The 24,630-nt window shown below is 44.0% G+C and carries 21 protein-coding genes; all 21 read left to right on the top strand.

Annotation, left to right across the window (positions count from 1 at the left end):
* Window positions 1–14 precede the first annotated feature (14 nt).
* The 21 genes from GSQ66_RS06700 to GSQ66_RS06800 all read left to right on the top strand — a co-directional run bounded on the left by GSQ66_RS06700 (window position 15) and on the right by GSQ66_RS06800 (window position 24,347).
* Entirely contained in the window at window positions 15–1,643 is a 1,629-nt protein-coding gene (locus GSQ66_RS06700; protein ID WP_162426755.1) for a glycosyltransferase, read from the top strand.
* Between the two features lie 56 nt (window positions 1,644–1,699).
* Window positions 1,700–2,659 carry a polysaccharide deacetylase family protein gene (locus tag GSQ66_RS06705; RefSeq protein ID WP_162426756.1) on the top strand — a complete coding sequence of 320 codons (960 nt, stop codon included), beginning with the start codon at window positions 1,700–1,702 and terminating at the stop codon, window positions 2,657–2,659.
* Between the two features lie 7 nt (window positions 2,660–2,666).
* Entirely contained in the window at window positions 2,667–3,611 is a 945-nt protein-coding gene (locus tag GSQ66_RS06710) for a glycosyltransferase family 2 protein (protein ID WP_238395847.1), read from the top strand.
* The gene (locus tag GSQ66_RS06715; protein ID WP_162426757.1) at window positions 3,599–4,690 is read left to right on the top strand and encodes a glycosyltransferase family 2 protein; all 1,092 of its coding nucleotides are present in this window, start codon (window positions 3,599–3,601) and stop codon (window positions 4,688–4,690) included. The genes GSQ66_RS06710 and GSQ66_RS06715 overlap by 13 nt, the downstream gene beginning before the upstream one ends.
* 157 nt (window positions 4,691–4,847) lie before the next feature.
* Window positions 4,848–5,753, top strand: coding sequence for a glycosyltransferase family 2 protein (locus tag GSQ66_RS06720; RefSeq protein ID WP_238395894.1), 906 nt, complete (start codon window positions 4,848–4,850; stop codon window positions 5,751–5,753).
* Window positions 5,750–6,820 carry a glycosyltransferase gene (locus GSQ66_RS06725; protein ID WP_162426759.1) on the top strand — a complete coding sequence of 357 codons (1,071 nt, stop codon included), beginning with the start codon at window positions 5,750–5,752 and terminating at the stop codon, window positions 6,818–6,820. The genes GSQ66_RS06720 and GSQ66_RS06725 overlap by 4 nt, the downstream gene beginning before the upstream one ends.
* 436 nt (window positions 6,821–7,256) lie before the next feature.
* On the top strand, window positions 7,257–8,684 hold the full coding sequence (locus tag GSQ66_RS06730) for a T9SS type A sorting domain-containing protein (protein ID WP_162426760.1): 1,428 nt from the start codon (window positions 7,257–7,259) through the stop codon (window positions 8,682–8,684).
* A 285-nt stretch (window positions 8,685–8,969) separates the two neighbouring features.
* Window positions 8,970–11,573 (top strand): LamG-like jellyroll fold domain-containing protein, encoded by a 2,604-nt coding sequence (locus GSQ66_RS06735; RefSeq protein ID WP_162426761.1) that lies wholly within the window; start codon window positions 8,970–8,972, stop codon window positions 11,571–11,573.
* A gap of 549 nt (window positions 11,574–12,122) precedes the next feature.
* Window positions 12,123–12,554, top strand: a complete 432-nt coding sequence (locus GSQ66_RS06740) for an HYC_CC_PP family protein (protein ID WP_162426762.1) — start codon at window positions 12,123–12,125, stop codon at window positions 12,552–12,554.
* Between the two features lie 156 nt (window positions 12,555–12,710).
* Window positions 12,711–13,997 carry an efflux RND transporter permease subunit gene (locus GSQ66_RS06745; RefSeq protein ID WP_162426763.1) on the top strand — a complete coding sequence of 429 codons (1,287 nt, stop codon included), beginning with the start codon at window positions 12,711–12,713 and terminating at the stop codon, window positions 13,995–13,997.
* Window positions 13,998–14,136: 139 nt separating this feature from the next.
* Window positions 14,137–16,035, top strand: a complete 1,899-nt coding sequence (locus GSQ66_RS06750; protein ID WP_162426764.1) for an efflux RND transporter permease subunit — start codon at window positions 14,137–14,139, stop codon at window positions 16,033–16,035.
* 10 nt (window positions 16,036–16,045) lie between these two features.
* Entirely contained in the window at window positions 16,046–17,404 is a 1,359-nt protein-coding gene (locus GSQ66_RS06755) for a TolC family protein (protein WP_162426765.1), read from the top strand.
* An 84-nt stretch (window positions 17,405–17,488) separates the two neighbouring features.
* Entirely contained in the window at window positions 17,489–18,784 is a 1,296-nt protein-coding gene (locus GSQ66_RS06760) for an efflux RND transporter periplasmic adaptor subunit (RefSeq protein ID WP_162426766.1), read from the top strand.
* A gap of 115 nt (window positions 18,785–18,899) precedes the next feature.
* Window positions 18,900–20,099, top strand: a complete 1,200-nt coding sequence (locus GSQ66_RS06765) for an efflux RND transporter periplasmic adaptor subunit (protein ID WP_162426767.1) — start codon at window positions 18,900–18,902, stop codon at window positions 20,097–20,099.
* A gap of 102 nt (window positions 20,100–20,201) precedes the next feature.
* The gene (locus GSQ66_RS06770) at window positions 20,202–20,339 is read left to right on the top strand and encodes a hypothetical protein (protein ID WP_162426768.1); all 138 of its coding nucleotides are present in this window, start codon (window positions 20,202–20,204) and stop codon (window positions 20,337–20,339) included.
* Window positions 20,340–20,342: 3 nt separating this feature from the next.
* A complete protein-coding gene (locus GSQ66_RS06775) occupies window positions 20,343–20,822 on the top strand; it encodes a hypothetical protein (protein WP_162426769.1) in 480 nt (159 codons plus the stop codon).
* Window positions 20,823–20,919: 97 nt separating this feature from the next.
* Complete coding sequence (locus GSQ66_RS06780; RefSeq protein WP_238395848.1) at window positions 20,920–21,549, top strand: DUF3347 domain-containing protein; 630 nt, start codon at window positions 20,920–20,922, stop codon at window positions 21,547–21,549.
* A 206-nt stretch (window positions 21,550–21,755) separates the two neighbouring features.
* Complete coding sequence (locus tag GSQ66_RS06785) at window positions 21,756–22,817, top strand: sialidase family protein (protein ID WP_238395849.1); 1,062 nt, start codon at window positions 21,756–21,758, stop codon at window positions 22,815–22,817.
* A 56-nt stretch (window positions 22,818–22,873) separates the two neighbouring features.
* Complete coding sequence (locus GSQ66_RS06790; RefSeq protein ID WP_162426770.1) at window positions 22,874–23,209, top strand: hypothetical protein; 336 nt, start codon at window positions 22,874–22,876, stop codon at window positions 23,207–23,209.
* Between the two features lie 135 nt (window positions 23,210–23,344).
* A complete protein-coding gene (locus tag GSQ66_RS06795; RefSeq protein ID WP_238395850.1) occupies window positions 23,345–23,587 on the top strand; it encodes a DUF3820 family protein in 243 nt (80 codons plus the stop codon).
* A 58-nt stretch (window positions 23,588–23,645) separates the two neighbouring features.
* On the top strand, window positions 23,646–24,347 hold the full coding sequence (locus GSQ66_RS06800) for a DsbA family oxidoreductase (protein WP_162426771.1): 702 nt from the start codon (window positions 23,646–23,648) through the stop codon (window positions 24,345–24,347).
* The last annotated feature ends 283 nt before the right edge of the window (window positions 24,348–24,630 follow it).

Genomic DNA, 24,630 nt, shown 5'->3' on the forward strand with positions numbered 1-24,630 from the left:
GTGGTACACAGATTATGCAGCCAGCTTCTCACAAATCTCTTAATCCGTTGGTTACGGTTATTATCCCGTGCTATAACCATGCTTTATACCTGCATAAGGCTATAAAAAGTGTAATAAACCAGACGTATAACAACATTGAAATAATTGTGGTAGACGATGGATCTACAGATAACACGCAGACAGTTGCTACAAGCTACCATGCCGTCACATATGTTTACCAACAGAATCAAGGCCTTTCAGCAGCACGGAACACGGGTATAAAAAAAAGCAATGGCAGCTATCTGGTTTTTCTGGATGCCGACGACTGGCTCTACCCGAAAGGCATTGAAATTAATGTAGGGTACATGCAGGCAAACAACGATGTTGCTTTTATATCCGGGACTTTTGATGCCATTTATATCCAGGAAAATAAGATAAGAGAAGGTGTTGTCGAAGTAAACTCCGATCACTACTGTCGCCTACTTCAATGCAACTACATAGGTATGATCGCAACGGTACTTTTCCAACGGTGGGTGTTTGATGAGTTTTCCTATGATGTCACCTTAAAGAACTGTGAAGATTATGACTTGTTCCTAAAGATTGCGAGAAAATACAAAATTTACCATCACCTGAATAAAATAGCGGCCTACCGGATACATACTTCAAACATGTCAACAAACATACCCGACATGCTTAATGGAGTGCTTCGTATTCAACAAAGGCAAAAAGAACACTTACTGGACGAAAAGGAAATAAAAGCTTTTAAGGCTGGTCGTAGAATATGGAAGAACTATTACTGCAACGAACTTTACAGGAATTTACTTCACAGAAAAGAACCGCCGGCAAAGGCGGAACTGGAGACTCTTTTAAAGAATAAACCTGCTTATTACATCAAATACAACATAGTTGCTAATACCACCAAACTGAAAACTGCAGCTAAAGCAATGGCCCCTGACTATAGTTTAAGATGGCTACACAAATTAGGGGTATACAAAAAGTATGTACCTAAAATCAGGAAAGTTAACCTGGGCGACCTTGACCGCACTACTCCATTCAGTACAGAGTTTGGCTATGACCGGGGAGGTCCGATAGACAGGTATTATATTGAAAACTTTTTGGAACTGGAGCAAGAGAACATCAAAGACAGAGTGCTTGAAATTGGAGACAATGAGTACACACTCTGTTTCGGACGAGAAAGAGTTAGTCAGAGTGATATTCTGCATGTAGATGCCAGCAACCCGAATGCTACTTTTATTGGTGACATCAGTAATGCCCCGGATATTCCGGATAATTTATTTGACTGCATTATCCTGACCCAAACACTTCATCTGATTTATGATGTTCAGGGAGCATTAAGAACTTGCCACCGTATACTAAAGCCCGGAGGTACCTTACTCCTCACCGTTCCAGGCATCACGCCTATTGACCATGGGCAGTGGAAAGATATCTGGTATTGGTCTTTCACTGCACAAGCTATGCGGAAGCTGCTACAGGACACTTTCTCCGGAGCAATAACAGTTAATTCCTATGGCAATGTACTTGCCGCCACATCTTTTCTGTATGGACTTGGCCTTCCCGAAATATCAAAAGAAAAGCTTATACCCAACGACCCGCATTATCAGGTAATAATTTCAGTTAAAGCCACTAAAAAGGATATCTCATGAAAACAGGCAGGTTTCCTTTCTTAAACAGATTCAGATCACCAAAGGCTCTGGTGCTTATGTATCACCGCGTTGGTATACCTGATACAGATATATGGGAAATGACCGTCACTCCTGAGAATTTCGAGCAACAGTTGCAAGCCTTAAAAAAAGCAGGAAACGTTATTACGCTGCAGGAATTAGTAGATGGGCTAAAGGCCAATAAATTAATAAACAATAGCATAGCCCTTACATTCGACGACGGATACGCTGATAATTACGAAAACGCTAAACCGCTGCTTGAAATGTACAATCTGCCCTGTACATTTTTTATTTCTTCGGGCCTGATAAATAAAGACGAAGAATTCTGGTGGGACGAGCTAACCAGCATCATATTCAAATCCCAGTTCTTGCCCGGCACAATATCCATTACTATAAATCAAACCTTCATCAATCTGAATATTAGGGATGAGGCTGCTTTAGATGAACACCAGATAGCAAGAAATGCCTCCTGGAGAGCCTGTACAGAACCCCCACCTTCGTTGCGCTGTAAGCTATATCTGAAACTATGGCAGGAACTTAAACCACTGTCTTATACGGAGCAAAGAAAAGAGCTTAGCAAAATACGTGCATGGGCCGATCATACTTTACCCAGTGCCTCTAAGAACAAATGCATGTCCGCCCTACAGTTACAGGACCTGGCCCGCAATGAACTGTTTGATATAGGCGCTCACACAGTATCGCATCCGGAATTAAAGAAGTGCAGTATTAAGGAACAGCAGTTTGAACTTGAGAATAATAGAGAATTTCTTAGTCGATTAACAGGCAGATCGATAAATCTTCTAACATATCCGTATGGTGACTATAGTACCGATACTATAAAAGTTACAGCAGATGCCGGGTTCGACGCAGCCTTCACCACGCAGGAAACACCTGTAACGCATCACTCCCAACTCTATAGTTTGGGAAGGTTTCAGGTTCCGAATCTCCCGATGCCTGAGTTCGAGCGTGCAATAAACTATTGGCAACAGTTAAAGTAACTATGTGATGCCTATACTACAGGAATATTCACCGCTGGTTTCCGTCATAATTCCTTTTTTTAATGAGGAAGTTTTTCTTTCTGAAGCTATAGAAAGTGTGCTGGCTCAAAAATATACGCATTGGGAATTGATTCTTGTGGATGATGGCTCCACCGACCGAAGTGCTACAATCGCGAAGGAATACGCAAGAAAATCAAGTTCCAAAATATACTATACTGAACATGCTAAACACAGCAACAAAGGGTTAAGCGCAAGTAGAAACCAGGGAATAAGGCAATCTCGGGGAGAACTCATCGCATTTCTTGATGCAGATGACGTCTGGCTACCTGACAAGCTACTGAACCAGGTAGCTATCTTTTATAAATATCCAGACGTTTCAATGGTTGCTGAAGCATCCCTTTACTGGTTTAGCTGGTGTATTCCTGACAAAAAAGATGTACTTGTAACGATTGGTGCGCCACAAAATAAAGACTACAGCCCTATGGAACTGCTCCATTATCTGTACCCCCTGAAAAAAGGTGCAGCCCCCTGCCCTTCCGGCTTACTCGTATCAAAACAGGCTATTGACAGGTGTGGAGGATTTGAGGAGAATTTCGCAAAAGAATACCAGTTGTACGAAGACCAGGCTTTTCTTCTTAAAATTTATTTAAAAGAGCGGGTATACATTTCCGCTTCCTGCCACAACCGGTACAGGCAACGAGCCGGATCTATTGTGCAGAAAGTAAAATCTGATGGTCATTACGATAAGGTGCGTATGTACTTTCTGGAATGGATGGAGAATTATTTAAACAAGGAGCGCATAACCAACCAGGACGTACATAAACTTTTAAGGGCTGCGCTTCTGCCGTACCGGAAACCAAATACTTTTTATATTACCGTATATCTGCCTGTAAAAGTGAAAGGAGTCATTAAAAAAGGGTTGAAAAGATTACTGCCATCATGCCTGCTTTAACTGTTCTTATGCCTGTTTATAACGCTGAAAAATTTCTGTCTGAAGCAATAGACAGTATTTTGGAACAGACATTTCAGGACTTTGAATTTATTATTATTGACGACGGTTCCAGCGATAAAAGTGCTTCTATTATACAGTCTTACTCCGACCCGCGCATACGTTTCTATACTAACAAAGAGAATGAAGGTATTTCTGCAACTCTTAATAAAGGTATAAAATTGGCTGAGGCACCGTGGATAGCTCGAATGGATGCTGACGATATTAGTTACCCGGACAGACTTGAAAAGCAAATGACCTATCTGGAAGCTAACCCTGATTGCGCAATGGTCTCGACACTAACACGAGTAATTTCAGAAACAGGGGATGTACTATGGGTAGACCGGATCAGGAGCGAACATTTTTATTATAACCTGGCTTTCATCTGCTGGATATATCATCCGACTGTATTATTCAGTAAAACGGCAGTACAGGAAGCAGGTATGTATACGGCAACTTATTCCGAAGACTTCGAGCTTTTTTGGCAAATTTCCAGAAGATATAAGATATATAACCTCCCAACTATACTGTTAGACTACCGTGTAACAGACCAAAGCCTGCATCAGGTACTAAAAAAGACAGAATATGAGATAGCGCAACAAGAGCAGGTGCTTAGAAATCTGCGCTATTATGCCGGGAGCAACTATACTTTGCCTAGCAGTTTTATAGCTTGTTTCAGGCATAACTTTGAACCCCTGAAAAAAGAGCTGAACCTACACAAAATCATTGCATGTATTAAAGAGTTAGACTTTTTAACTGAGTGTATACTTTCAAGAGACAATCCTAATTACGATGCTGTGGCTATCAGAACAGCTGCTATGTACAAGAAACATTACATACTCTCAAACTTATCGGATGGCCTGCCGATAATGCAGAAAGCCTACCTTTGGCTAAGGCTGGAATCATTTAGAACCATTTTAAAACTCCTGAAAAGTGGTTTAATCACTAATGTAAAAGCTTGTTCCGTCCCGGATAAAACCGTCAATAATGCCCTTAAGTCTGCTTTAAATCAGCCTTTACATAATATAAATCATAGAATATAACTCCATAATTCTACAATGTTCTTTAAAAAGCGTATAACTAGAACAACCAGGTGCTGAGACTGAATTAAAAGTATTGCCTTTGATGAGTGTTATTTCTTTAGAGCCTCCTACTATACAACCTGCACTGCAACTTAAACAGAACCCTGTTATATCTGTGATGATTCCAGTATACAATTGCGGTCAGTTTATAGCAGAAGCCTTGAACAGTGTGTTAGAGCAGGGACTTTCGGAGAAGGAAATGCAGATAGAAGTGGTAGATGATGACAGTACTGACATTGATGTTGAGTCCCTGGTTCGCCAGGTTGGAAAGGGAAGAGTAAGATACTATAGACAACCAAAGAACGTAGGCAGCCTGAAGAACTTCACAACTTGCATTAACCGGGCTGAGGGTAGACTGATTCACCTGTTACATGGTGATGACAAAGTTAAACCGGGATATTACAACAAGATACTCGAGCTGTTTAAGAAATACCCCCAGGCAGGTGCCGCTTTTACACGGTATAGTTGCATAGATGAAAACGGCAAAAAACTACAGGATAAAAGCCCTGAAATGGCGCAAGAGGGAATACTGAAAAACTGGTTACTAACTATAGGAGAGAGACAACGCGTACAATACGCAGCCATAACAGTTAGACGTGACGTCTACGAACGGCTTGGCGGGTTTATAGGACCGACTTATGGCGAGGATTGGGAAATGTGGGTAAGAATTGCAAAACATTTCCCTATTGCCTACTCTCCGGCTATTTTAGCTGATTACCGGATGCATACAAGCTCCATATCAGGTAGAAAGTTCCTGACAGGGGAATACCTGCAGGACTTGTATTACGCCATGCTGCTAATTCAGAAACACCTGCCGCAAGACAAAAAGAAAAGCATCCTTAACAAGTCAAGAAAATATTATGCGGCTTACGGCATTAAAATAGCAGAAAAGCTCTGGAATACGCTTCATGATAAACAAGTTGTAAAGGCACAGATAAGACAAGCTCTGAACCTGCACAGCAGCCTGAAGCTATATGTACTGATCGGGATACTTTATTACAAAATTACATTTAACAGTGCATGAGAACAGGAATATCAGTGGCTATCTGCTCTTATAACGGAGCTGAACTACTCCCGGAAACCATAAGGCACCTTGTTAAACAAAGAGTAAACCCCGGTTTAAGCTGGGAAATTATTATAATTGACAATGCCTCCACCGACAATACAGCTGAAGTAGCCATTTCGGAATGGGAAAAGCATCAAATTGCAGTTAGCTTTTCTGTACTTAATCAACCTAAGCAGGGTTTAACCTTTGCCCGAGAACTGGCTTTGGAGAAAGCGAAATATAAATTTGTCTTATTCTGTGACGATGATAACTGGCTGAGCCCAGATTATGTAAACTCTGCATACGAGATTATGGACCGACAGCCCAATATAGGGATACTTGGAGGCAACGGTACATTAGAGTTCGAAACAAACCCACCATTGTGGGCTGCCAGTCTTTCGTCATTTGCGAATGGTCCCCAAGCTCTTGTATCAGGAAAAGTAGAAAATAACATTGTCTATGGTGCCGGGTTCACAATAAGGAAGTCTGCCTATGAAGCATTGGTAAGCGCAGGATATAAGCCTTTATTATCGGACAGGTCCGGTAATTCTCTGAGTGCTGGTGGCGATTACGAACTCTGTTATGCTATCACACTTATCGGCTATGATATCTGGTATGAAGAAAATCTGAAGTTTAAGCACTTCATGCCTGCTAAAAGAATAAACTGGAATTATTGTGTTCGTTTGTATAAAGAGGGAGCGGAATCTTTAACTGTACTAACACCATACCGTCTGCGTGTAAACAAGAACGTCACAAATACGCTCTCATTTAAGATTAGCCTCTTCAAATCATTTCTGAACCAGTCGAAAAAGCTGCTCCCTTTACTGATACAGAAGTTTAAACTAGAACCTGATTCAGAAGAAGCTAAGTTGAATTTATTAAAAATAACCGCTTTAAAAGCAAGAATACTTAGCCTCAAGAATATTAGAGGCATGCAACAGAACTTCTTTAAAATTCTTACGATTAGACATCAGGTCAAAAAGGATAACCAAAGAGTAATTACTCCTTCTAAGGCTTCATCCAGACATATAAAAATTGTAATATAAATAACTGCAGTTTTATCTTTATGATACCCTGGATTAAAAACTTCATCGATCAATTCTAGCCTCTTTACGCATTAACCGCCCCTTTAAAACTACGCACTTACATCCTCTTCCGGGTACTTCTGATATTTCAAAGAAGCTACGTACCTGTAAAGTACTCTCAAAGACAAATTCCGCTATTATACGAATGATCTCAGAACAAGATTGATATAAACATTCTAAAAATTTATATAAACAATTAACGATCACTATCATTTGGAATTCGTAAATAATTGAAAGAAAAAAACTGATTATTAACCTTTTACTATACACCTCAACTTACCCTACTAGTAGATTCAGATTAACCTGCTGCTGTTTGTTTAGCTCCGGTTAAAGCCTAGTAAGAATTGCGTGCTTTGATGATATTATTAAGATTCTATCAATTATTATTCTATAGGCTATGATTAAAAAGTTTACCCTTCTTATAATCGGGATGGTTCTGCTATCATTTGATCTATATGCGCAGTTCAACAGTGTCGAAAACTTAAAAAAAACGTCCATATCGGCCAGTACTGGGGAGAAGCCACAATCTAAAGTCTGGACCTATGCCTGCGAGCAATGGGCGATTTTTCCTAATGCAGACGGCACTTTCCTCTGGCAGCTAAACGGAACATCCTGGTCAAAAAAACTAAAACTATCTCCTAGTACCACTTCTAAAGCCGATTGTAAGGTTGTTGGTAATGTTACTCACATCCTGCTGTTTCAGGGTACTTCGTCTCAGTTAGTTTCGCTTGAATATAATACTTCCTCGAACAGTTATCGTCTTTGGGATAAAAGGTCATCCACAGTAAATATAACGCTGGATGCTGAGGTGGAAACAGCCACTATAGATATTGATGGAAACAGGCGTATGTGGCTTGCATCAGATGGGCTGGATAAAATAAATGTGAGATGGAGTGATGCGCCTTATACAGAGTGGAGTGAAGCTATTACTCTTGCAACTGGTGTAAACATGGATGATATAGGAGCTGTAGTTGCGCTGCCCGGAAAAGTGGGTGTATTCTGGTCTGATCAGAACAGAAAGCAGTTTGGATTCAGGACACATGCAGACGGAACAGATCCAGCAGCGTGGTCAGAAAATGAAGTGCCTGCCTCCCAGTCTGCACGCGATGTAGGCAAAGGCATGGCTAACGATCATATTAACATGGCTGTTGCTAGTGATGGTACCTTGTATTGTGCCATAAAGACTGAATTCAGATTGGAATTTGAAAAATTGCCTTATCCTTTGCTCGGACTTCTGGTTCGCAGGCCTTCAGGCAAATGGGATGACCTGTATGAAGTAACAAAAACAGGTACCAGGCCCATAGTTCTGCTGAATGAAAAACTGAACAAAATACGTGTTATTTATACCTCAGAGGACACTGGCGGCGATATCATTTATAAAGAATCAGGTACATCAAACATTATTTTCAAGGAGCCTTTAATGCTGATAAAAGGAGCATACAATGATGTAACGAGCAGCAAGGGTAACCCTGGCTATGAGGTAGTTATATTAGCTTCCAATAAAAACAATTTAGTTGGAGTACTTGCATCTGATATACCTGACCCGACAGACATCTGTGGCATAAAGGAGATGTTTATGGCTTACCCTAACCCGTTCATTGTAAGATCTACCCTTCTCTTTAACTTCAAAAAAGGAACTGAGTATGCACTTATTTTATATGATAGCAAAGGAGCCAAAATAGCGACAATAGATAAAGGCAAATCAGAGGCAGGTCAGCAAAATACCCTGGAGTTTAATGGAGATTCGCTGGCGCGTGGGTTGTACATTTTAAAGCTCCACTCATCAACTAATAATCGATATTTAAAACTTATTAAAGATAATTAATCGAATAAAGCTTAAAAATATCTATTCATCTTCCATCTATCTACAAAGGTATACTAACAGTTTACTAACTATTCTGTTATCCAACCATAATAAGACATAAAATCATACAACTTCTTAACAAATCCCACTTATAACTATTTACTCCAAACGTTTATTTCGTTGCCCTATTCATGAACATTAAACAGAGCAATGAAATATAATTTATATCAGGCTGCCAGCTGGAAGTAAAGGAAGCGCGCGCAATGATTTGAAATAATCGTGTTTGAGACCTATAAATAGCTAAGTATGTCTAAATATATACAATTCATTTTCTTAATAGCTCCCTTTTTCATATTAGTTAATCAAGTTTATGCCAATACTTTAAATCGTTTTTCACACTCTTCGCAACAGGTATCGGAACTATACCAGAGTCTGCAGGATAGCATAACTGAAAAAGCAGGAGTTGTATCAATATCTGAAAGCCAGGCTTATCCTATAGTAACAGCATCTGGAAGTCTGAAGAATAAAGCAGGATCAGCAAAGGAACAGTTCTCTACAAACGGCTCATCTGCTGTTGCCGCGCAGGGTTTTACAACTTTAACTAAATTACAGCCAGTTTCGATTAGTACAAATACTGGTGAAAAGCCCCAGTCTAAAGTATGGAAATACGCCGGTAAGCACTGGGCAGTTTTACCTAATGCGTCCGGCACATTTCTTTGGAGGTTAGATGGAAACTCCTGGACAAATGTCCTTAAACTTTCAAGTAAAACAACCTCCAAGGCAGATTGTAAATTAGTAGATAAAGTTGCGCATATTTTACTCTTCCAGGGCAGATCTTCGCAAATAGTATCTATAGAATATTTATCTGACAGAGGTACCTATCAGCTTTGGTCAAAACGAACTTCAACGGTAGGGCTTTATTTTGAAAGTGGCGTTGAAACTGCCACTATAGATATAGATGGAAACGGGCGTATGTGGCTTGCCTCTGACGGAGCAAGTACAATACACGCAAGGTGGAGTGATCCTCCATATAATAACTGGAGCTCACCTGTAACTATAGCCACCGGCGTAACAAGCGACGATATAGGGGCCGTAATTGCTTTACCGGGCAAAATCGGCATTTTGTGGTCGAATCAGAACACGAAACGGTTCGGTTTTAAAACCCATACGGACGGAGCTAGCCCTGCCACGTGGTCTGCTGATGAAGTGCCAGCTTCACAGTCAGCCTTAAATATAGGCAACGGTATGGCTGATGATCATATTAACATGTCTGTAGGGGCGGATGGTGTACTTTATTGTGGAGTCAAAACAGGATATGATGCCAATGGATATCCAGAAATAGGCTTGCTTGTTCGACGTACATCAGGTAGCTGGGATAATTTATATGACGTTGCACCCATAGGCACAAGACCGGTAGTAGTGCTGAATGAGGCACTGAATAAAGTTAGGATTGTTTATACGTCGAACGACACCGGGGGTCCCATTCTATACAGGGAATCACCTACCTCTGTAATCCAGTTCGGTTCGCAGATGACATTGCTGGATGGAGGTACTTACAATAACTCTACAAGTACGAAAGACAATTTCACAACAGATATAGTTATACTCGCTTCCAGCAGTACGCAGGCAGTTGGTGTGCTGGCAACAGATGGTTCCTCCCCGCAAACAGTTCCGGCTGCTCCTGTATTAGCCTCTCCCGCCAACCAATCTGCTAACATGGCAGTTTCTGTTTCCCTAAGCTGGAATGCCTCTGCAAATGCTAATACATATGAAGCACAGCTATCTACTTCCTCTTCTTTCTCAACTATAGCCTTTAGCCAAAGTGGCATCCCGTCAACTGCAGTTACTGTAAATGGCCTGGCCTATAACACAACCTATTACTGGCGTATAAGAGCCAGTAATGAAGCTGGCGTAAGTGCATGGTCCGCTATATGGAGTTTTAGTACGGGCAATGAGGTAACAATGCCGCCCGTTTCAGCACTTGTAGGCCACTGGAAGATGGACGAGGGAAGTGGGAATACACTTACTGATGCTTCCGGATTGGGGAATAATGCTACAATAACTGGTACTCCGACCTGGACAAACGGCAAAGACGGCTTAGCACTACTGCTAAACGGTTCAAACCAGTTTGCTACCGTTGCAGATAATTCTTCTTTGGATATTTCCAATACCATTACCCTCTCAGCCTGGATAAAACCTGCCAAAGTAGCTACACAATATATCATTAAAAAAGCCTCTAACGGAACAGTTAATGGCTACGAACTTTCACTGGCAAGTAGTGGTTATGTGTTCTTCCGCATCAACCAGGCATCGGCAGGAGATTCTTACAGGCTTAATTCTTCGGTGGTTTACCCGAGTGACGGATTGAGCTGGATGCACATAGCAGCCACATACGATGGCTCCGTGATTAAACTGTACATTAACGGGACAGAGCATGCATCTAAAGTGCTTACTTCAAAACCAGTTATAAGCAGCAATTCCCTCCCCTTAGCTATCGGGGCGCAAAGCGACGGAGTCTATGGATTTAGAGGCGCTATTGATGATGCCCGTGTGTATAACTCTGCCCTTGCAGCATCAGAAATAAGTGCATTAAGAACCAACTCAGCCACTATAGTTGCAACACCTACAGAAGAAACAACTCGTGATGCTTTAGAAAAGGACTTTATAGTTTATCCTAACCCTATTTCTTCTACTGCAACTATAAAATTCAGGGCCGCTTACGAGGGAGCTTATACATTAACGCTACACGATATGAAAGGGGGTTTGATCCGTATTTTAGAGGAAGGGAACGCAACTCGGGATGAAATTAAATATTTTACGCTCCAAAAGTCTGCTTTATCTAAGGGTGCGTACATTGCCCGGTTACGGACTCCAAAAACTGTAGAGACAATTAAATTGCTGGTGAATTAATACGTGACATAAGCAAAACACTGCAGCCATCTTGGGGAGTTATTACTTTTACAGACTGCTTTACTTTTAACTGTTCTTGTAACTGTTATGAGTTATAGTTTCGTGGCGAACGGGGTACACAAATATCCGGATGGGTTTCTGAGATAGTGTATTTTTCCTGCTCTCACTAAGTATCTTCAATACTTTTTCCAACATTGTTTATGTACTTGTAATGACTTTCCAAGGCTATGTGCCCAATATAACCTGATGGCTTTTGAAGTATAGTCGTGGCCATGTTTGTTGTAATACTATAGGTTTCTAAGAGTTGAAGATAATCCTATTCCCTTCAGCTAACAATTGCAACCTATACTACAAAACCACCGGCAATCGGACATAATTCATCGTCATTCGCATTACTCAATATTATTTTAAAACCTGCCAAGTCTATAGAAATAAGTGCTTCAGGACATACTGTGAATGCCTTCATTTGGAATTCTGTAAAACTTTTAGCTATTTATGTAAGGAAAGATCCAAAACCGGGCTTACCTTTGCAAAAGGCATAACTCAATTATGAAACTATACCGCCAGGTCTTATTGCTTACCCTTACATTGCTGGTGCTTGTCTCCTCGACGGGTTTGGCTGTAGGTATGCATATCTGCGGTGGTGAGTTGCGCGATGTTACCTTCTTTGGGGCTAAGGCAGATTGCCCGATGGAAGCAGCAAAAGAGAAAACGCCTGCCTGCCATGTTCCTAAGCAAACCGATGACGATAAAGCCTGCTGCCAGGATCATCAGGTAATAATGAAGCGCTTTGATGCTGCTGAAAAGCACACGGCAATAACACTCAATAAACTTCAGGACATTAAATTTATAGCTGCTGTAAAAGTAGTTATCCTGCAATTCTTCGCTCCTGAAGCCGATCAAAACCCAGCATTCGCTCTTTACGAGTCTCCCCCATTAGCACGCGATATTCCGGTGCTGGTGCAATCTTTTCTTCTATAACCTTATAGTTTACCCATGCCATAGTTTGGCTGGTATAGCTGTGTCATTTTACCAGGCATGGTTAAACCAGGCAAAGCTGTTTAAGTTGGCATGCCCTTTAATACGCTGCTTTTCTGCAGTTCCTTAATTTCCTGCTAAGGTTAATCTTATACGTACATGATTGCGAAATTAATTTCCATTTCGCTCCGTAACCGTTATATCGTGCTGCTTATTTCAGCGGCGCTCTTCGGCTGGGGCTTATATTCGGTACAGACAAACAAGGTAGATGCTATCCCAGATTTGTCTGAGAACCAGGTGATCGTTTTTACAGAATGGATGGGCCGCAGCCCGCAGATCATCGAAGACCAGATCACTTACCCGCTAGTAACTAACCTTCAGGGCTTGCCTGATGTGAAGTATGTGCGCGGCAGTTCCATGTTCGGGATGAGCTTTATCTACGTCATCTTCGAGGATGAGACCGATGTGTACTGGGCCCGCGAGCGGGTATTGGAGCGCCTTAGTTCTGTAGGCAATATGCTGCCCGAAGGCGTTGCTCCTACCCTTGGCCCGGACGGAACAGGCGTAGGTCATATATTATGGTATACTCTGGATGCTCCCGGTATGGACCTGGGCGAGCAACGCGCTATCCAGGACTGGTATGTAAAATTCGGCCTGCAGAACGTGAAGGGTGTCAGTGAAGTGGCGTCGTTCGGTGGTTTCCAGAAACAGTACCAGATCACTTTAGACCCTAATAAGCTAACCTACTACAAACTCTCCGTTCCACAGGTCATTCAGTCCATCAGGGCTAATAACAATGAGGCCGGCGGGCGCAAATTCGAGCTTTCTGATATTGGATACATCATTAAGACCACCGGTTATTTGCAGTCAGCTGAAGAGATCCAGAACATTGCAATTGCTACGAACAACACCATTCCGGTTCGGGTGCGCGATGTAGCCACTGTGCAGATGACTGGCGAAAGCCGCCTTGGCATATTTGACCTGAACGGAGAAGGCGAAGCAGTGGGCGGTATAGTTGTGATGCGCTACGGCGAGAATGCGGACGAGGTGATCGACAATGTGAAAGTGAAGATGGCCGAGGTAGCCAAAGGCTTACCGGAAGGTGTAAAATTCAACATTGTGTACGACCGCAGCGGCCTCATCAACGAGTCTATAGATTCCATCAAAAAGACACTGATAGAGGAAATGCTGGTTGCTTCTGTGATCGTTTTCCTGTTCCTTTTCCATTGGCGAAGCGCGTTGGTTATACTCATCCAGTTGCCGCTTTCTGTTGCCATTGGGTTTATACTGCTTAACGCCTTCGGTATCTCTTCCAACATCATGTCGCTGACAGGTATTGCCTTATCTATAGGTGTGATTGTGGATGATGCCATTGTGATGGTAGAGAACGCATACCGGCATTTGGCAGATGCGCAGAAAGGTAAAGAATGGATGGAAGAAGAGTAGAATTTTGAAAGTGCTTCAATGTCATTTCGAGTTTAACGAGAAATCTATTTAGAATTCCAGATAGATCTCTCCTATCGTCGAGATGACAAAAAAAGAAAAGTTAGTTATTCAAAATTCAATTATTCAAAATTGAAGCAATATGAAATTATCTAAAGAAGAAAGAATCCGGATCATAGAGAAGGCTGCCAAACAGGTGGGGCCGAGTGTATTCTGGAGCACCATAATTGTTATCATGTCGTTCCTGCCGGTGTTTTTGCTTACCGGCCAGGAAGGCAAACTGTTCGGACCGCTGGCCTGGACAAAAACCTTTATACTTATAGTTGATGCCATTGTAGCTATTACGCTTACCCCCGTGCTCATCTCTTTTTTCCTGAAAGGGAAGCTTAAAGGCGAAAATGCCAACCCGCTGAACCGCGTGTTGGAACGTATATATGGCCCGGTGCTGCGGTGGTGCCTTAACTGGCGCAAGACAACTATAGGCGTTAACATTATTGCCCTGCTGGTTGCCATACCTATGCTATTCAGTTTAGGTACAGAATTTATGCCGCCGCTGGATGAAGGTTCCATCCTGTTCATGCCGGTAACGCTACCGGATATCTCAAACGCCGAAGCCAAGCGCATCCTGCAGGTGCAGGACAAGATCATCAAATCAGTGCCTGAAGTGGAAAGCGTGTTGGGCAAAGCCGGCCGTGCGAGCACAGCCACCGACAACTCCCCTATCAGCATGATCGAAACCATTATCATGCTGAAACCCCAGTCGGAATGGCGCGATGGCATGACCAAGCAGGACATCATTCGCGAACTCGATACAAAACTGCAGATCCCTGGCGTGGTAAACGGCTGGACCCAACCTATCATCAACCGCATTAACATGCTGGCAACCGGCATCCGTACTGATGTGGGCGTAAAAGTATATGGGCAGAACCTGGATTCTATTGCTTCTGTATCGGAGCGGGTAAGAACGGCATTGCGCGACGTACCGGGTGTGAATGACCTGTACGTAGAGCCTATTACGGGTGGTAAATACTTGGAAATCGATATTAACCGCGAAGCGCTTGGCCGCTATGGGTTAACGGTAGATGACGTGAACATGATCGTCGAATCTGCCCTGGGTGGTACTTCCATCGGAAATACCATCGAAGGTCGTCAGCGCTTTTCCATAAACGTACGCCTGGCGCAGGAATACCGCAACAGCGTAGAGCGCATACAGCGCATCCCGATACAAACGACTACAGCCGGAACTATACCGTTATCCTCCGTAGCAACAATCCGCTTTACCGACGGTCCGCCCATGATCAATTCTGAAAATGCACAGTTGCGTGGAGCCGTGCTCTTTAACGTGCGCGACCGCGACCTGGGCAGTACCGTGAAAGAAGCGATGGAAAAGATCAGCAATGAAGTAACGGGTATACCAAGCGGCTATTACCTGGAATGGAGCGGACAATGGGAAAACCAGGTACGTGCTACTAAAACGCTTCAACTCATCATTCCGCTGGTGGTGCTCATCATCTTTTTTATCCTGTACTTCTCTTTCAACTCAATTAAAGAAGCCTTCTTTAGCCTGATAACTATACCTTTTGCGCTAATTGGGGGTGTGTTTATCGTCTACTTCTATGGCGTGAACTTATCGGTGGCAGTAGCGGTGGGCTTTATTGCACTGTTTGGGATGGCCATAGAAACGGGTATGCTTATGGTTGTGTACCTGAACGAAGCCATGGGTGAACTGGTGGAACTGAAAGGCAACTCCCGCGAAACGATTACCAAACAGGACATCCGCGACTTTGTATTTAAAGGTGCTGTAAAACGCCTTCGCCCGAAGATCATGACCGTGTCAGTATCCTTGTTTGGTCTTATTCCGATACTCTGGGCGACTGGCATTGGAACCGATGTGATGAAACCTATTGTGCTCCCGCTGATCGGGGGTGTGTTTACTTCTTCCATTCACATTTTGCTGGTAACACCGGTTGTGTTTGAGATGATGAAAGAATACGAATTAAGAAAACACGGCAAACTGGATATCTACGATGTTAAGCATTAAGAAAATATTTATGGCGCGAGCGTCCTCGCGCGTGACAAACTATAGTTGGGCCTCTGGCCCGGTCGAGTCGGTAAAGCTGCATTCCAGTCGTAACTATAACCCGGTGAGAGGTGGTTTAACGGCCGCTATAGTTGTGCTTTTTCTGCTGGCTATAGTTCCGGCCCGGGCACAGCAGCTACCTCAAACTATAACCCTGGACAGCGTACTGCAACGCATCAGCAAAAACAACCCGATGCTGCAACAGTACGACTACCGCGCCAGGGCCATGGATGCTTATGCCGAAGGGGCAAAAAGCTGGATGGCCCCTATGGTGGGCGGTGGTGTTTATATGACACCGTACCCGGGTGCCGAGGTGATGAATGAAAGCGACAAGGGCTCTCTTATGATCTCAGCAGAGCAAACAATACCGAACCCTGCAAAGCAGCGCGCTAAAGAAAAGTATATGCAGTCGAAGGCGGGTATTGAGCGGGCTACCAAAGAGGTACAATATAACGAACTGCGTGCGCAAGCCAAAACAGCCTACTATAACTGGGTAGTGCTGGAAAAGCAGCTGGACGTGTTAGAGGATAATGAACGTATCATGGAGTTTATGATGAAGCTGGCACGTATCCGTTACCCATATAGCCAGAGCAAACTGGGTAGTATTTACAAAGCCGAAGCCCGTTTGCACGAAGTACAGAACATGCAGAATATGGTGGCAGCCCAGATCGCACAGCAGAACACGCAGCTAAACAACCTGATGAATCTGCCGCAGACCACTACGTATAAAATTGATACAACTATAGTTGTAATCCCACCAGCACTTCAGCAGAGAACGGTAGATTCCACGTACCTGGCCGGTGCCCGCAGCGATATCCGCCAGCTCGACAGAACAATAGAATCGATGAGGCTGGGTGTTGAGATGGAAAAAAAGGAACGTTTGCCCGAATTTAGCCTGCGTTTTGACCACATGAAATCGCGGGATAAAATGATGCCGCAGCAATACACCGCTATGGGTATGATTTCTATTCCGATTGCGCCGTGGTCTTCTAAAATGTACAAGGCCAACACCAAGGCTATGAACCTGGAGATACAGGCCATGCAACGGGAGCGCAAAGCGATGCTGAACGAAGCGGAAGGCATGGCTAAGAACATGGCCCTGGAGCTACGCAGCCTGCATCATCACACCGAAAAATATACTGACAAGATCATCCCGGCACTGAAAAAGAACTATGATGTAACGATGCTGGCATATGAGCAGAACAATGCGCAGCTGCCCGAAGTGATCGATGCCTGGGAAGCACTGAACATGGCGCAAATGGAGTACCTGCGAAACCTGCAGCAACTCTACCAGATGACGGTGAACTATGAGAAAGAGATTGAGAGATAATTATGAATAATTGACTTTTGAATAATTGAATGGAGCACTTATTTCTTATTCAATTATTCAGTCACTCAAAATTCAAAATTGAATATGAAACGATACCTGAACATACTTTTGCTGGTGCTGGCTATAGTTGTAGCGGCTTGCTCCGGCGAAAACCACAACCACGCTGAAGGCACAGAATACACCTGCCCGATGCACCCCCAGATCGTGCAGAATGAGCCTGGCACCTGCCCTGTATGTGGCATGGACCTGGTACCCAAAGCGGTACATGGCGATGGCGTAGAGATTACAGAAGACCTGGCCTTTTTGCTGAAACCAACCAACACCACAGTAGTTGCCGGCATCACAACTATAAAACCGGAGCAGAAAACCGCCGAGGCTACTGTGAAAATGGATGGCGTTATTACCTATGATCCGCGCCGTGTATACTCGGTGCCGGCAAAAGTTGGTGGTCGTATTGAGAAGCTGTTTGTAAAGTATAATTTCCAGCCGATACGCAAAGGCCAGAAGTTAATGGAGATCTATAGTCCGGACCTGATTACGGCACAGAAAGAACTGTTATATTTAGTACAGTCGGCCCCTGAGGATAAACAAATGATTCAGGCGGCTAAACAGAAACTACAGTACCTGGGCGCTACTAATGAGCAGATAAACCGGCTTATCAAAAACGGGGAAGAAAGCTATACGTTTGCAGTTTACAGCCCTTACGAAGGCTATGTGATCGATTTAAATGCATCCGCCCCGAACGCAACTATAGCTCCCGCGCAGGCAGCAAGCGCTGGCACCGGAATGGATGTCATGGGTGGTGGATCCAGCCCTGCAGCTACACCAACTCCCACTTCCCCGGCAGGACAAACTATACAACTACGCGAAGGAATGTATGTAACAGTTGGCCAGCCTTTGGTACGTGTGGTAAATGCGGAGCAATTATGGGCAGAGTTTAATGTGCCGGCCGGCGATAAAAGTTCGTTGGCGAAAGGCGCTCCTATCGTAATCTCGTTCCCGCAAATGCCCGGCGAAAAACTGGAGGCTAAAGTAGATTTCGTGCAGCCTTTTTTTAATGAAGGTGAGAATTTTGCAAAGGTGCGTGTTTACCTGCCAGGCAGTCATAAACTGGCTATGGTAGGACAACTGGTAACCGGAGAGGCCAGCTACAAAACCGATGCAGCCCTTTGGGTACCCGGCGAAGCAGTCCTTAACATTGGAACAAAACATGTGGCTTTCAGAAAAGTAAATGGCGTTTTTGAACCGGTAGCGGTAACTATAGGCAGCGATTCCGGCAAAGAAGTACAGATCGTTTCCGGTTTAAAAGAGACAGATGTAATTGCCGCCAACGCACAGTTCCTGGTTGATAGTGAAAGCTTTATCAAAGTCAATAACTGACAGAGTTAAATTATGAATAACTGACTTTTGAATAATTGAATAGATGATTCCCAATTCGAACATTCTGATTCCCATTTATTCAATTATTCAGTCATCCAAAATTCAAAATTAGAACATGAAACGATTTTTGAACATACTTTTCCTGCTGGTAGCTATAGTTGTAGCGGCCTGCTCCGCGGAAGAAAAAACACATGCAGAAGGCGAAAAGGCAACTTATACCTGCCCCATGCACCCGCAGATCGTGCAGGATAAACCCGGCACCTGCCCTATCTGCTTTATGGATTTGGTCCCTGTATCGCAATCCGGGAAAGCGAACGGGGAGCTGATGCTGAGTGAAGGCCAGATAGCGCTCGGGAACATTAAAACAATGCGTATCAAAACCGGTTCGGCCGGCAGCAACACTATACTTACCGGCAGACTGGTACTCGACGAAACACAGACTGATGTGATAAGCAGCCGCGCCGCCGGACGAGTGGAGAAACTATACCTGAAAGAGAACGGGCAAACTATAAAAAAAGGTCAGCCGCTCTACGAACTATACTCCGAAGAACTCCTGACACTGCAACGCGAGTACCTGCTGGCGCTAAAGCAAGACAAGGAGCTGGGGAAAGAAAATCCAAGGTTTGCCTCGTTCCTGGAGGCTGCAAAAAAGAAGCTATTGCTTTACGGATTGACTGAAGGCCAAATACGCAACCTTGCCAGAACCGAGCAGCTTAGCCCGCGCATTACGTTTGTGGCTCCTGCCAGCGGTGTAGTTACCGAAGTTGCCGCAGCCGAAGGCCAGTATGTAGCCGAAGGCAGCGTACTTTACAGGCTGGGCAAACTGGGCAAGATCTGGGTAGAGGCCGAACTATATCCGCAGGAAGTGGCCAATGTAAAAGAAGGCGACCTGATCAACGTTTCAGTTGAAGGATTCGGGCAGGAACCTGTAGCGGCAAAAGTAACTTTCATAAGTCCGGAATTCAGGGCCGGTAGCCAGGTTGTTATCCTTCGAGCTGAATTGCCTAATCCGGATGACCGGTACCTGCCTGGCATGCAGGCGAACGTCGTCATCAACAAGCACAACAACTCTACCTTAACCCTGCCTTCCGATGCTGTTATCCGTGACGAAAAAGGGGCACATGTGTGGGTGCAATCCGGCAAAGACACTTTTAAAGCACGGATGGTAACTATAGGAGAAGAAAGTGCGGATAACGTGGCCATACTCTCCGGCCTGAAAGAAAACGACAAGGTAGTAGTATCCGGCGCGTACCTGCTTTACAGCGAGTTTGTATTGAAAAAAGGGGCCGACCCGATGGCGGGACATCAACATTAAACTATAGTTTGGGAGCAGGACTAAAGCCTACTATAAAAACAACATGAAATTCCATGCTGAGTTTTGATGTTGGATTAAATATTAACAGTAAAAAATTACACCATGAAAGATTGCTGCAAAACCGGAGACGTGCAGGAGCCTGAGAAAAATAAATGGCCAAAACGGCTTCTTTACCTGGCTATAGTGCTGGCCCTAGTGCTGGTAATTTTTGAACAGATCAATTTTAACTTACAATTTTAACACATGAAAAAGAACCTGAATTATATCGCTGTATTCGCTGCTGTGCTGCTAGTTTCCTGCTCTTCAGAAAAGGCACCGCAAACACAGGCTGCTGCAGCCACTGAAACAACCACTGAAATGCCAGCTGCCAACCATGCCGGCCAAATGGCTGCTGCAAATACTCCTGCACAACAAACAGCCGATCCATCCGAACTGATGAGTGAGGAAGGACTACCTAAAGACCTGGTTTGCATGGTGAATAATGCGTATATGGGCGGCAAAAAACAGTTCCCGGTTCCTTTTGAAGAAAAAATGTATTATGGCTGCTGCGAGATGTGTGTTAAAACCATCAAAAATGAGCGCGAGGTACGTTATGCAAAAGACCCTGTAACAGGCCAGGAAGTAGATAAGGCAGAAGCGTTTATTGCCCTGAAGCCAGGTGGTGCAAATGGCGATGTATTGTACTTTGCATCAGAGGAGAACTATAAAAAGTATATTCAATAGCCCTTCTTGTTTGCAGCTTGCACCAACAGTATGCCGAGTCACTACTTTTAAAAATGAATCCTTACCTTTATACTTAATATCAACCAAGTAAACTATCATGAAGAAAACATTTGTAGCAGCTGCCTTTGCAGCGTTTGTATTTACTTCTTGTTCTGACACAAAGCAGGAAACTGTTGCAGAAACCGGTAACATGGAGCACCACGAAGGCATGGCTCATGGCGACAACATGCCCGCTGAAGGCAAAGTAGTGGTAGAAGCGCCGGATTATACGGCTGCAGAAGCTCCTGTAAAAACGCAGATCGCTGCTGTAGTTGACAATTACCTCAAACTGAAAGATAACCTGGTAGCCTCTGACGCTAAAAAAGCACAGGAAGATGCCAAAGCTATAGTTGCTGCCGCAAATAAAGTAGAAGTAACCGGCCTGGAAGGTGAACAGAAAACGTTTGCTGAAGAGAGACTGAGTGAAGTAAAACAAGCAGCTTCGGCTATGGCAGAGGCAGCAGAACTGGATCTGCAGCGTGCACAGCTGGAACTACTTTCTGAAGCTACTTTTGCCTTAACCAAAGCATTTGGCGCTGCCGACCAGACACTTTACTACCAGCATTGCCCGATGGCCAACAACGATCAGGGTGCTTACTGGCTAAGCTCAAACGAGGAAATCCGTAACCCTTATTTTGGTGACCAGATGCTGAAGTGCGGTAGCAACGAAGAAGTTTACAAAAAGTAATCTTATTGTTTCCGATCATAGCAGAGGCACCCGTTGCGGTGCCTCTTTTTTTGCCTGTCCCCTACATTCACATTGCATCTATAGTTGTCCTTAGCATTTCGCCACGCATACAAGTTGCTGAACTATAGCTTATAGTTACCATGCATACTACTGTAAACTTTACAGGAAATATATTAACTTACAGCTTACAACCCTGCAATCATCTGATGAAGACACCCCTGCACCTCGTATCGTTTGCACTGCTTTTATTCCTGGGCTTTGCCTGCAACTCCCCTGCTGCCGAAAAAAATACCCAGCCGCTGGCAAAAGGGCGCCAGCCTCAACTATCGGTAGATGCAGCTGGCGTTACCCGTATAGTGTATGGCCTGGAAGAAAATATCTATTGCACAACTTCTACAGACAACGGGCTGAGCTTTACAGAACCAGAACTGGTGGGTACCATCCCGGGGCTTTTGCTAGGTATGTCGATGGGGCCACAGATCGCAAGTTCAGCCAACTATACGCTTGTTACCGCTATCGATAAAAAAGGAAATATTCACTCCTTCAGCCTGGACCATGCCACTGGTAAATGGGAAAAAGCCGCTGGTGTAAACGATGTGCCACAGGTTGCTGCCGAAGGCCTGATGAGTATTGCCAGCGACGAAAACGACACCTTTTACGCCCTATGGCTGGATGTACGCAATAACAAGCAAAACAAGATCGCACTGGCTACAGCTACCGGCCCTGCCACCTCCTGGTCGGCAAACCGTATTATTTATGAGTCTCCTGACAGCACTGTTTGTGAATGCTGCAAGCCGAGTATCGTTGTAAATGGTGAAGAAGTAAACCTGATGTTCCGTAACTGGCTGAACGGTTCGCGCGACTTCTATTTTACAACCTCAGAAAACGGCGGCAAAACCTTTACGGCCCCACAGAAATTAGGCAATGAAACCTGGAAAGTGGATGGCTGCCCGATGGATGGCGGTGGCCTGGTGCTAGACGAAAACGACCGTGTGCATACGGCCTGGCAGCGCAATGGCAACATTTACCACGCCCGGCCCGGCAACGCCGAAGTAGCAGTTGGCAAAGGCCGTAACTGCCGCATAAGTGGTGGCACCAACCCTGCCATCACCTGGAAAGACGGCGATGATCTGAAACTGAAATTCCTGCGCTCCGAAGCCATACAAACTATAGGCAAAGGCAACTACATCGAAACGATAGAGCTGCCCGACAAACGTACGCTTTGCGTTTGGGAAAATGATAAAGAACTGTTCTTCAAAAGAATCTGAGATTAGCTATGAAACCCGTGCGAACAAGTGCGTATACTATAGTTAAAATTTAACGAATGAACTTTGATATCAGCGACTTTATTAACAACCTGCCAGATCAAATTACACGACAGGATCTGGGCACTTCGATTTACAATGAAATTCGTGCCGCTGAGAACATGAAAGTCGGTTACCTGGACCAGGCCACTGAAAATCCGGAGTTTTACGTTAATATTTCAAGACAGCTCGATACTTATATCCATCACCTGAAGGTCTTTCATAACAAGGTGGCTCCTGCGCCCATAGCCATAGATCAGGAATTATATAAAAACGAACAGCCCGATCTGGACCAGATCACGAAATTAATGGAGCGCATCGAAGAATCTGAAAGAAACAGGCACATTAAAGACTGATCCTGTAACTATAAGCTATAGTTTTTCATTTCTGTACAGCTTTATAGTTCATCCTTCCCCCGGATTTTAGCTAACTTTAGGTTTTAAAACTATACCAATTATAGCGGCTTTTCTTACAGAAACCTGCGTTTGCTTATGGAGAATTTAGGGATGGATCCGCAGCTGCTCGTGGACCTGGTTAAGATGAAAATGCCGTTCGGTAAATACAAAGATATCTTTATCAGCGACCTGCCGGTTTCTTATCTGGAGTGGTTTCAGCGCAAAGGCTTTCCGGAGGGCAAACTGGGCATGTTGCTGGCCACAGCCTACGAAATTAAACTAAACGGCCTCGAATTTTTGTTAACACCTATCAAGCGAAACAGCAGGCGGATCAGGTAAACTATAGTTTATAACATTTTACGGACACGCCTGTTTTGGAGTCATAAAGCATAAAGACATGAGTAAACAAAAGATAAAGATCGATATAGTTTCGGATATTAACTGCCCGTGGTGTTATGTGGGCGAACAACGCCTGAACAGCGCCCTGGCAACAGCTAAAGACAACTATGAATTTGAGGTTGCTTTTAAACCATTTGAACTGAACGCTGCCATTGCTCCGGAAGGCATGGACAAAGTCGAGTATTTTAAAAATAACTACGGTCCGCAGATCGTATCGCAGATAGGCGCCATGAACCAGCGGCTGGCAGATACAGGAAAAGAGGTTGGCATTGAATTTAACTTTGAGAAGCAGACAAGAATCAATAACACCTTTAACGGGCACAGGCTTATCTGGCTTGCAGGCGAGTATGGCGTTCAGGAGAAAGTAGCAGAAGCATTATTCTATAGTTACTTTACCGAAGGCAACAACATGAACGACACAGACCTGCTTAAAAAGGTAGGAACTGAAAACGGTATACCGGCCGATAGGCTGGAGAACTTTTTTGAAAGCGAAGAAGGCAAAAAAGAAGTTCGCGAAATGGAGCAGTGGGCACAGGCTTCGGGCATTACCGGCGTACCGGCCTTTATCATAAACGACCAGTACCTGATTAGCGGAGCCCAGCCTTCAGAGGTATTCCACCAGGCATTTTCGCAGATAGCTCCTACTTTGCAACAAATCAATACCGGAGGAGACAACTGCAGCATTGACGGCAATTGCTAAACTATAGCACAACTATAAACTATAAAAGCACCTCTAACCGGGTGCTTTTATAGTTTATAGCTCTCATAAAAAACTATGCTGTCATTCTGTAAAGTCATAGATCCCGGGTTTGTCTCGGGGAAACTTGGCAGAAGCGAGGTTAAGCAATTGCTACAAGCCACCAAGATCCTTTCAGGATGACAAAAGAGGAGAATGATACCACCCTACCCATAACCGGGTGCTTTTATAGTTTATAATATACTTAAGTTGGAAACAATGCCAGAGAGTGACTATAAATTTGATG

This window comes from Pontibacter pudoricolor, from assembly GCF_010092985.1.
Lineage (GTDB): Bacteria > Bacteroidota > Bacteroidia > Cytophagales > Hymenobacteraceae > Pontibacter > Pontibacter pudoricolor.

What these genes read in the sequence shown, in the direction of transcription:
- GSQ66_RS06700 (WP_162426755.1), top strand. Translation starts at nt 15, where the DNA reads ATGCAGCCAGCTTCTCACAAATCTCTTAATCCGTTGGTTACGGTTATT.
- GSQ66_RS06705 (WP_162426756.1), top strand. Translation starts at nt 1,700, where the DNA reads ATGTATCACCGCGTTGGTATACCTGATACAGATATATGGGAAATGACC.
- GSQ66_RS06710 (WP_238395847.1), top strand. Translation starts at nt 2,667, where the DNA reads ATGCCTATACTACAGGAATATTCACCGCTGGTTTCCGTCATAATTCCT.
- GSQ66_RS06715 (WP_162426757.1), top strand. Translation starts at nt 3,599, where the DNA reads ATGCCTGCTTTAACTGTTCTTATGCCTGTTTATAACGCTGAAAAATTT.
- GSQ66_RS06720 (WP_238395894.1), top strand. Translation starts at nt 4,848, where the DNA reads ATGATTCCAGTATACAATTGCGGTCAGTTTATAGCAGAAGCCTTGAAC.
- GSQ66_RS06725 (WP_162426759.1), top strand. Translation starts at nt 5,750, where the DNA reads ATGAGAACAGGAATATCAGTGGCTATCTGCTCTTATAACGGAGCTGAA.
- GSQ66_RS06730 (WP_162426760.1), top strand. Translation starts at nt 7,257, where the DNA reads ATGATTAAAAAGTTTACCCTTCTTATAATCGGGATGGTTCTGCTATCA.
- GSQ66_RS06735 (WP_162426761.1), top strand. Translation starts at nt 8,970, where the DNA reads ATGTCTAAATATATACAATTCATTTTCTTAATAGCTCCCTTTTTCATA.
- GSQ66_RS06740 (WP_162426762.1), top strand. Translation starts at nt 12,123, where the DNA reads ATGAAACTATACCGCCAGGTCTTATTGCTTACCCTTACATTGCTGGTG.
- GSQ66_RS06745 (WP_162426763.1), top strand. Translation starts at nt 12,711, where the DNA reads ATGATTGCGAAATTAATTTCCATTTCGCTCCGTAACCGTTATATCGTG.
- GSQ66_RS06750 (WP_162426764.1), top strand. Translation starts at nt 14,137, where the DNA reads ATGAAATTATCTAAAGAAGAAAGAATCCGGATCATAGAGAAGGCTGCC.
- GSQ66_RS06755 (WP_162426765.1), top strand. Translation starts at nt 16,046, where the DNA reads ATGGCGCGAGCGTCCTCGCGCGTGACAAACTATAGTTGGGCCTCTGGC.
- GSQ66_RS06760 (WP_162426766.1), top strand. Translation starts at nt 17,489, where the DNA reads ATGAAACGATACCTGAACATACTTTTGCTGGTGCTGGCTATAGTTGTA.
- GSQ66_RS06765 (WP_162426767.1), top strand. Translation starts at nt 18,900, where the DNA reads ATGAAACGATTTTTGAACATACTTTTCCTGCTGGTAGCTATAGTTGTA.
- GSQ66_RS06770 (WP_162426768.1), top strand. Translation starts at nt 20,202, where the DNA reads ATGAAAGATTGCTGCAAAACCGGAGACGTGCAGGAGCCTGAGAAAAAT.
- GSQ66_RS06775 (WP_162426769.1), top strand. Translation starts at nt 20,343, where the DNA reads ATGAAAAAGAACCTGAATTATATCGCTGTATTCGCTGCTGTGCTGCTA.
- GSQ66_RS06780 (WP_238395848.1), top strand. Translation starts at nt 20,920, where the DNA reads ATGAAGAAAACATTTGTAGCAGCTGCCTTTGCAGCGTTTGTATTTACT.
- GSQ66_RS06785 (WP_238395849.1), top strand. Translation starts at nt 21,756, where the DNA reads ATGAAGACACCCCTGCACCTCGTATCGTTTGCACTGCTTTTATTCCTG.
- GSQ66_RS06790 (WP_162426770.1), top strand. Translation starts at nt 22,874, where the DNA reads ATGAACTTTGATATCAGCGACTTTATTAACAACCTGCCAGATCAAATT.
- GSQ66_RS06795 (WP_238395850.1), top strand. Translation starts at nt 23,345, where the DNA reads ATGGAGAATTTAGGGATGGATCCGCAGCTGCTCGTGGACCTGGTTAAG.
- GSQ66_RS06800 (WP_162426771.1), top strand. Translation starts at nt 23,646, where the DNA reads ATGAGTAAACAAAAGATAAAGATCGATATAGTTTCGGATATTAACTGC.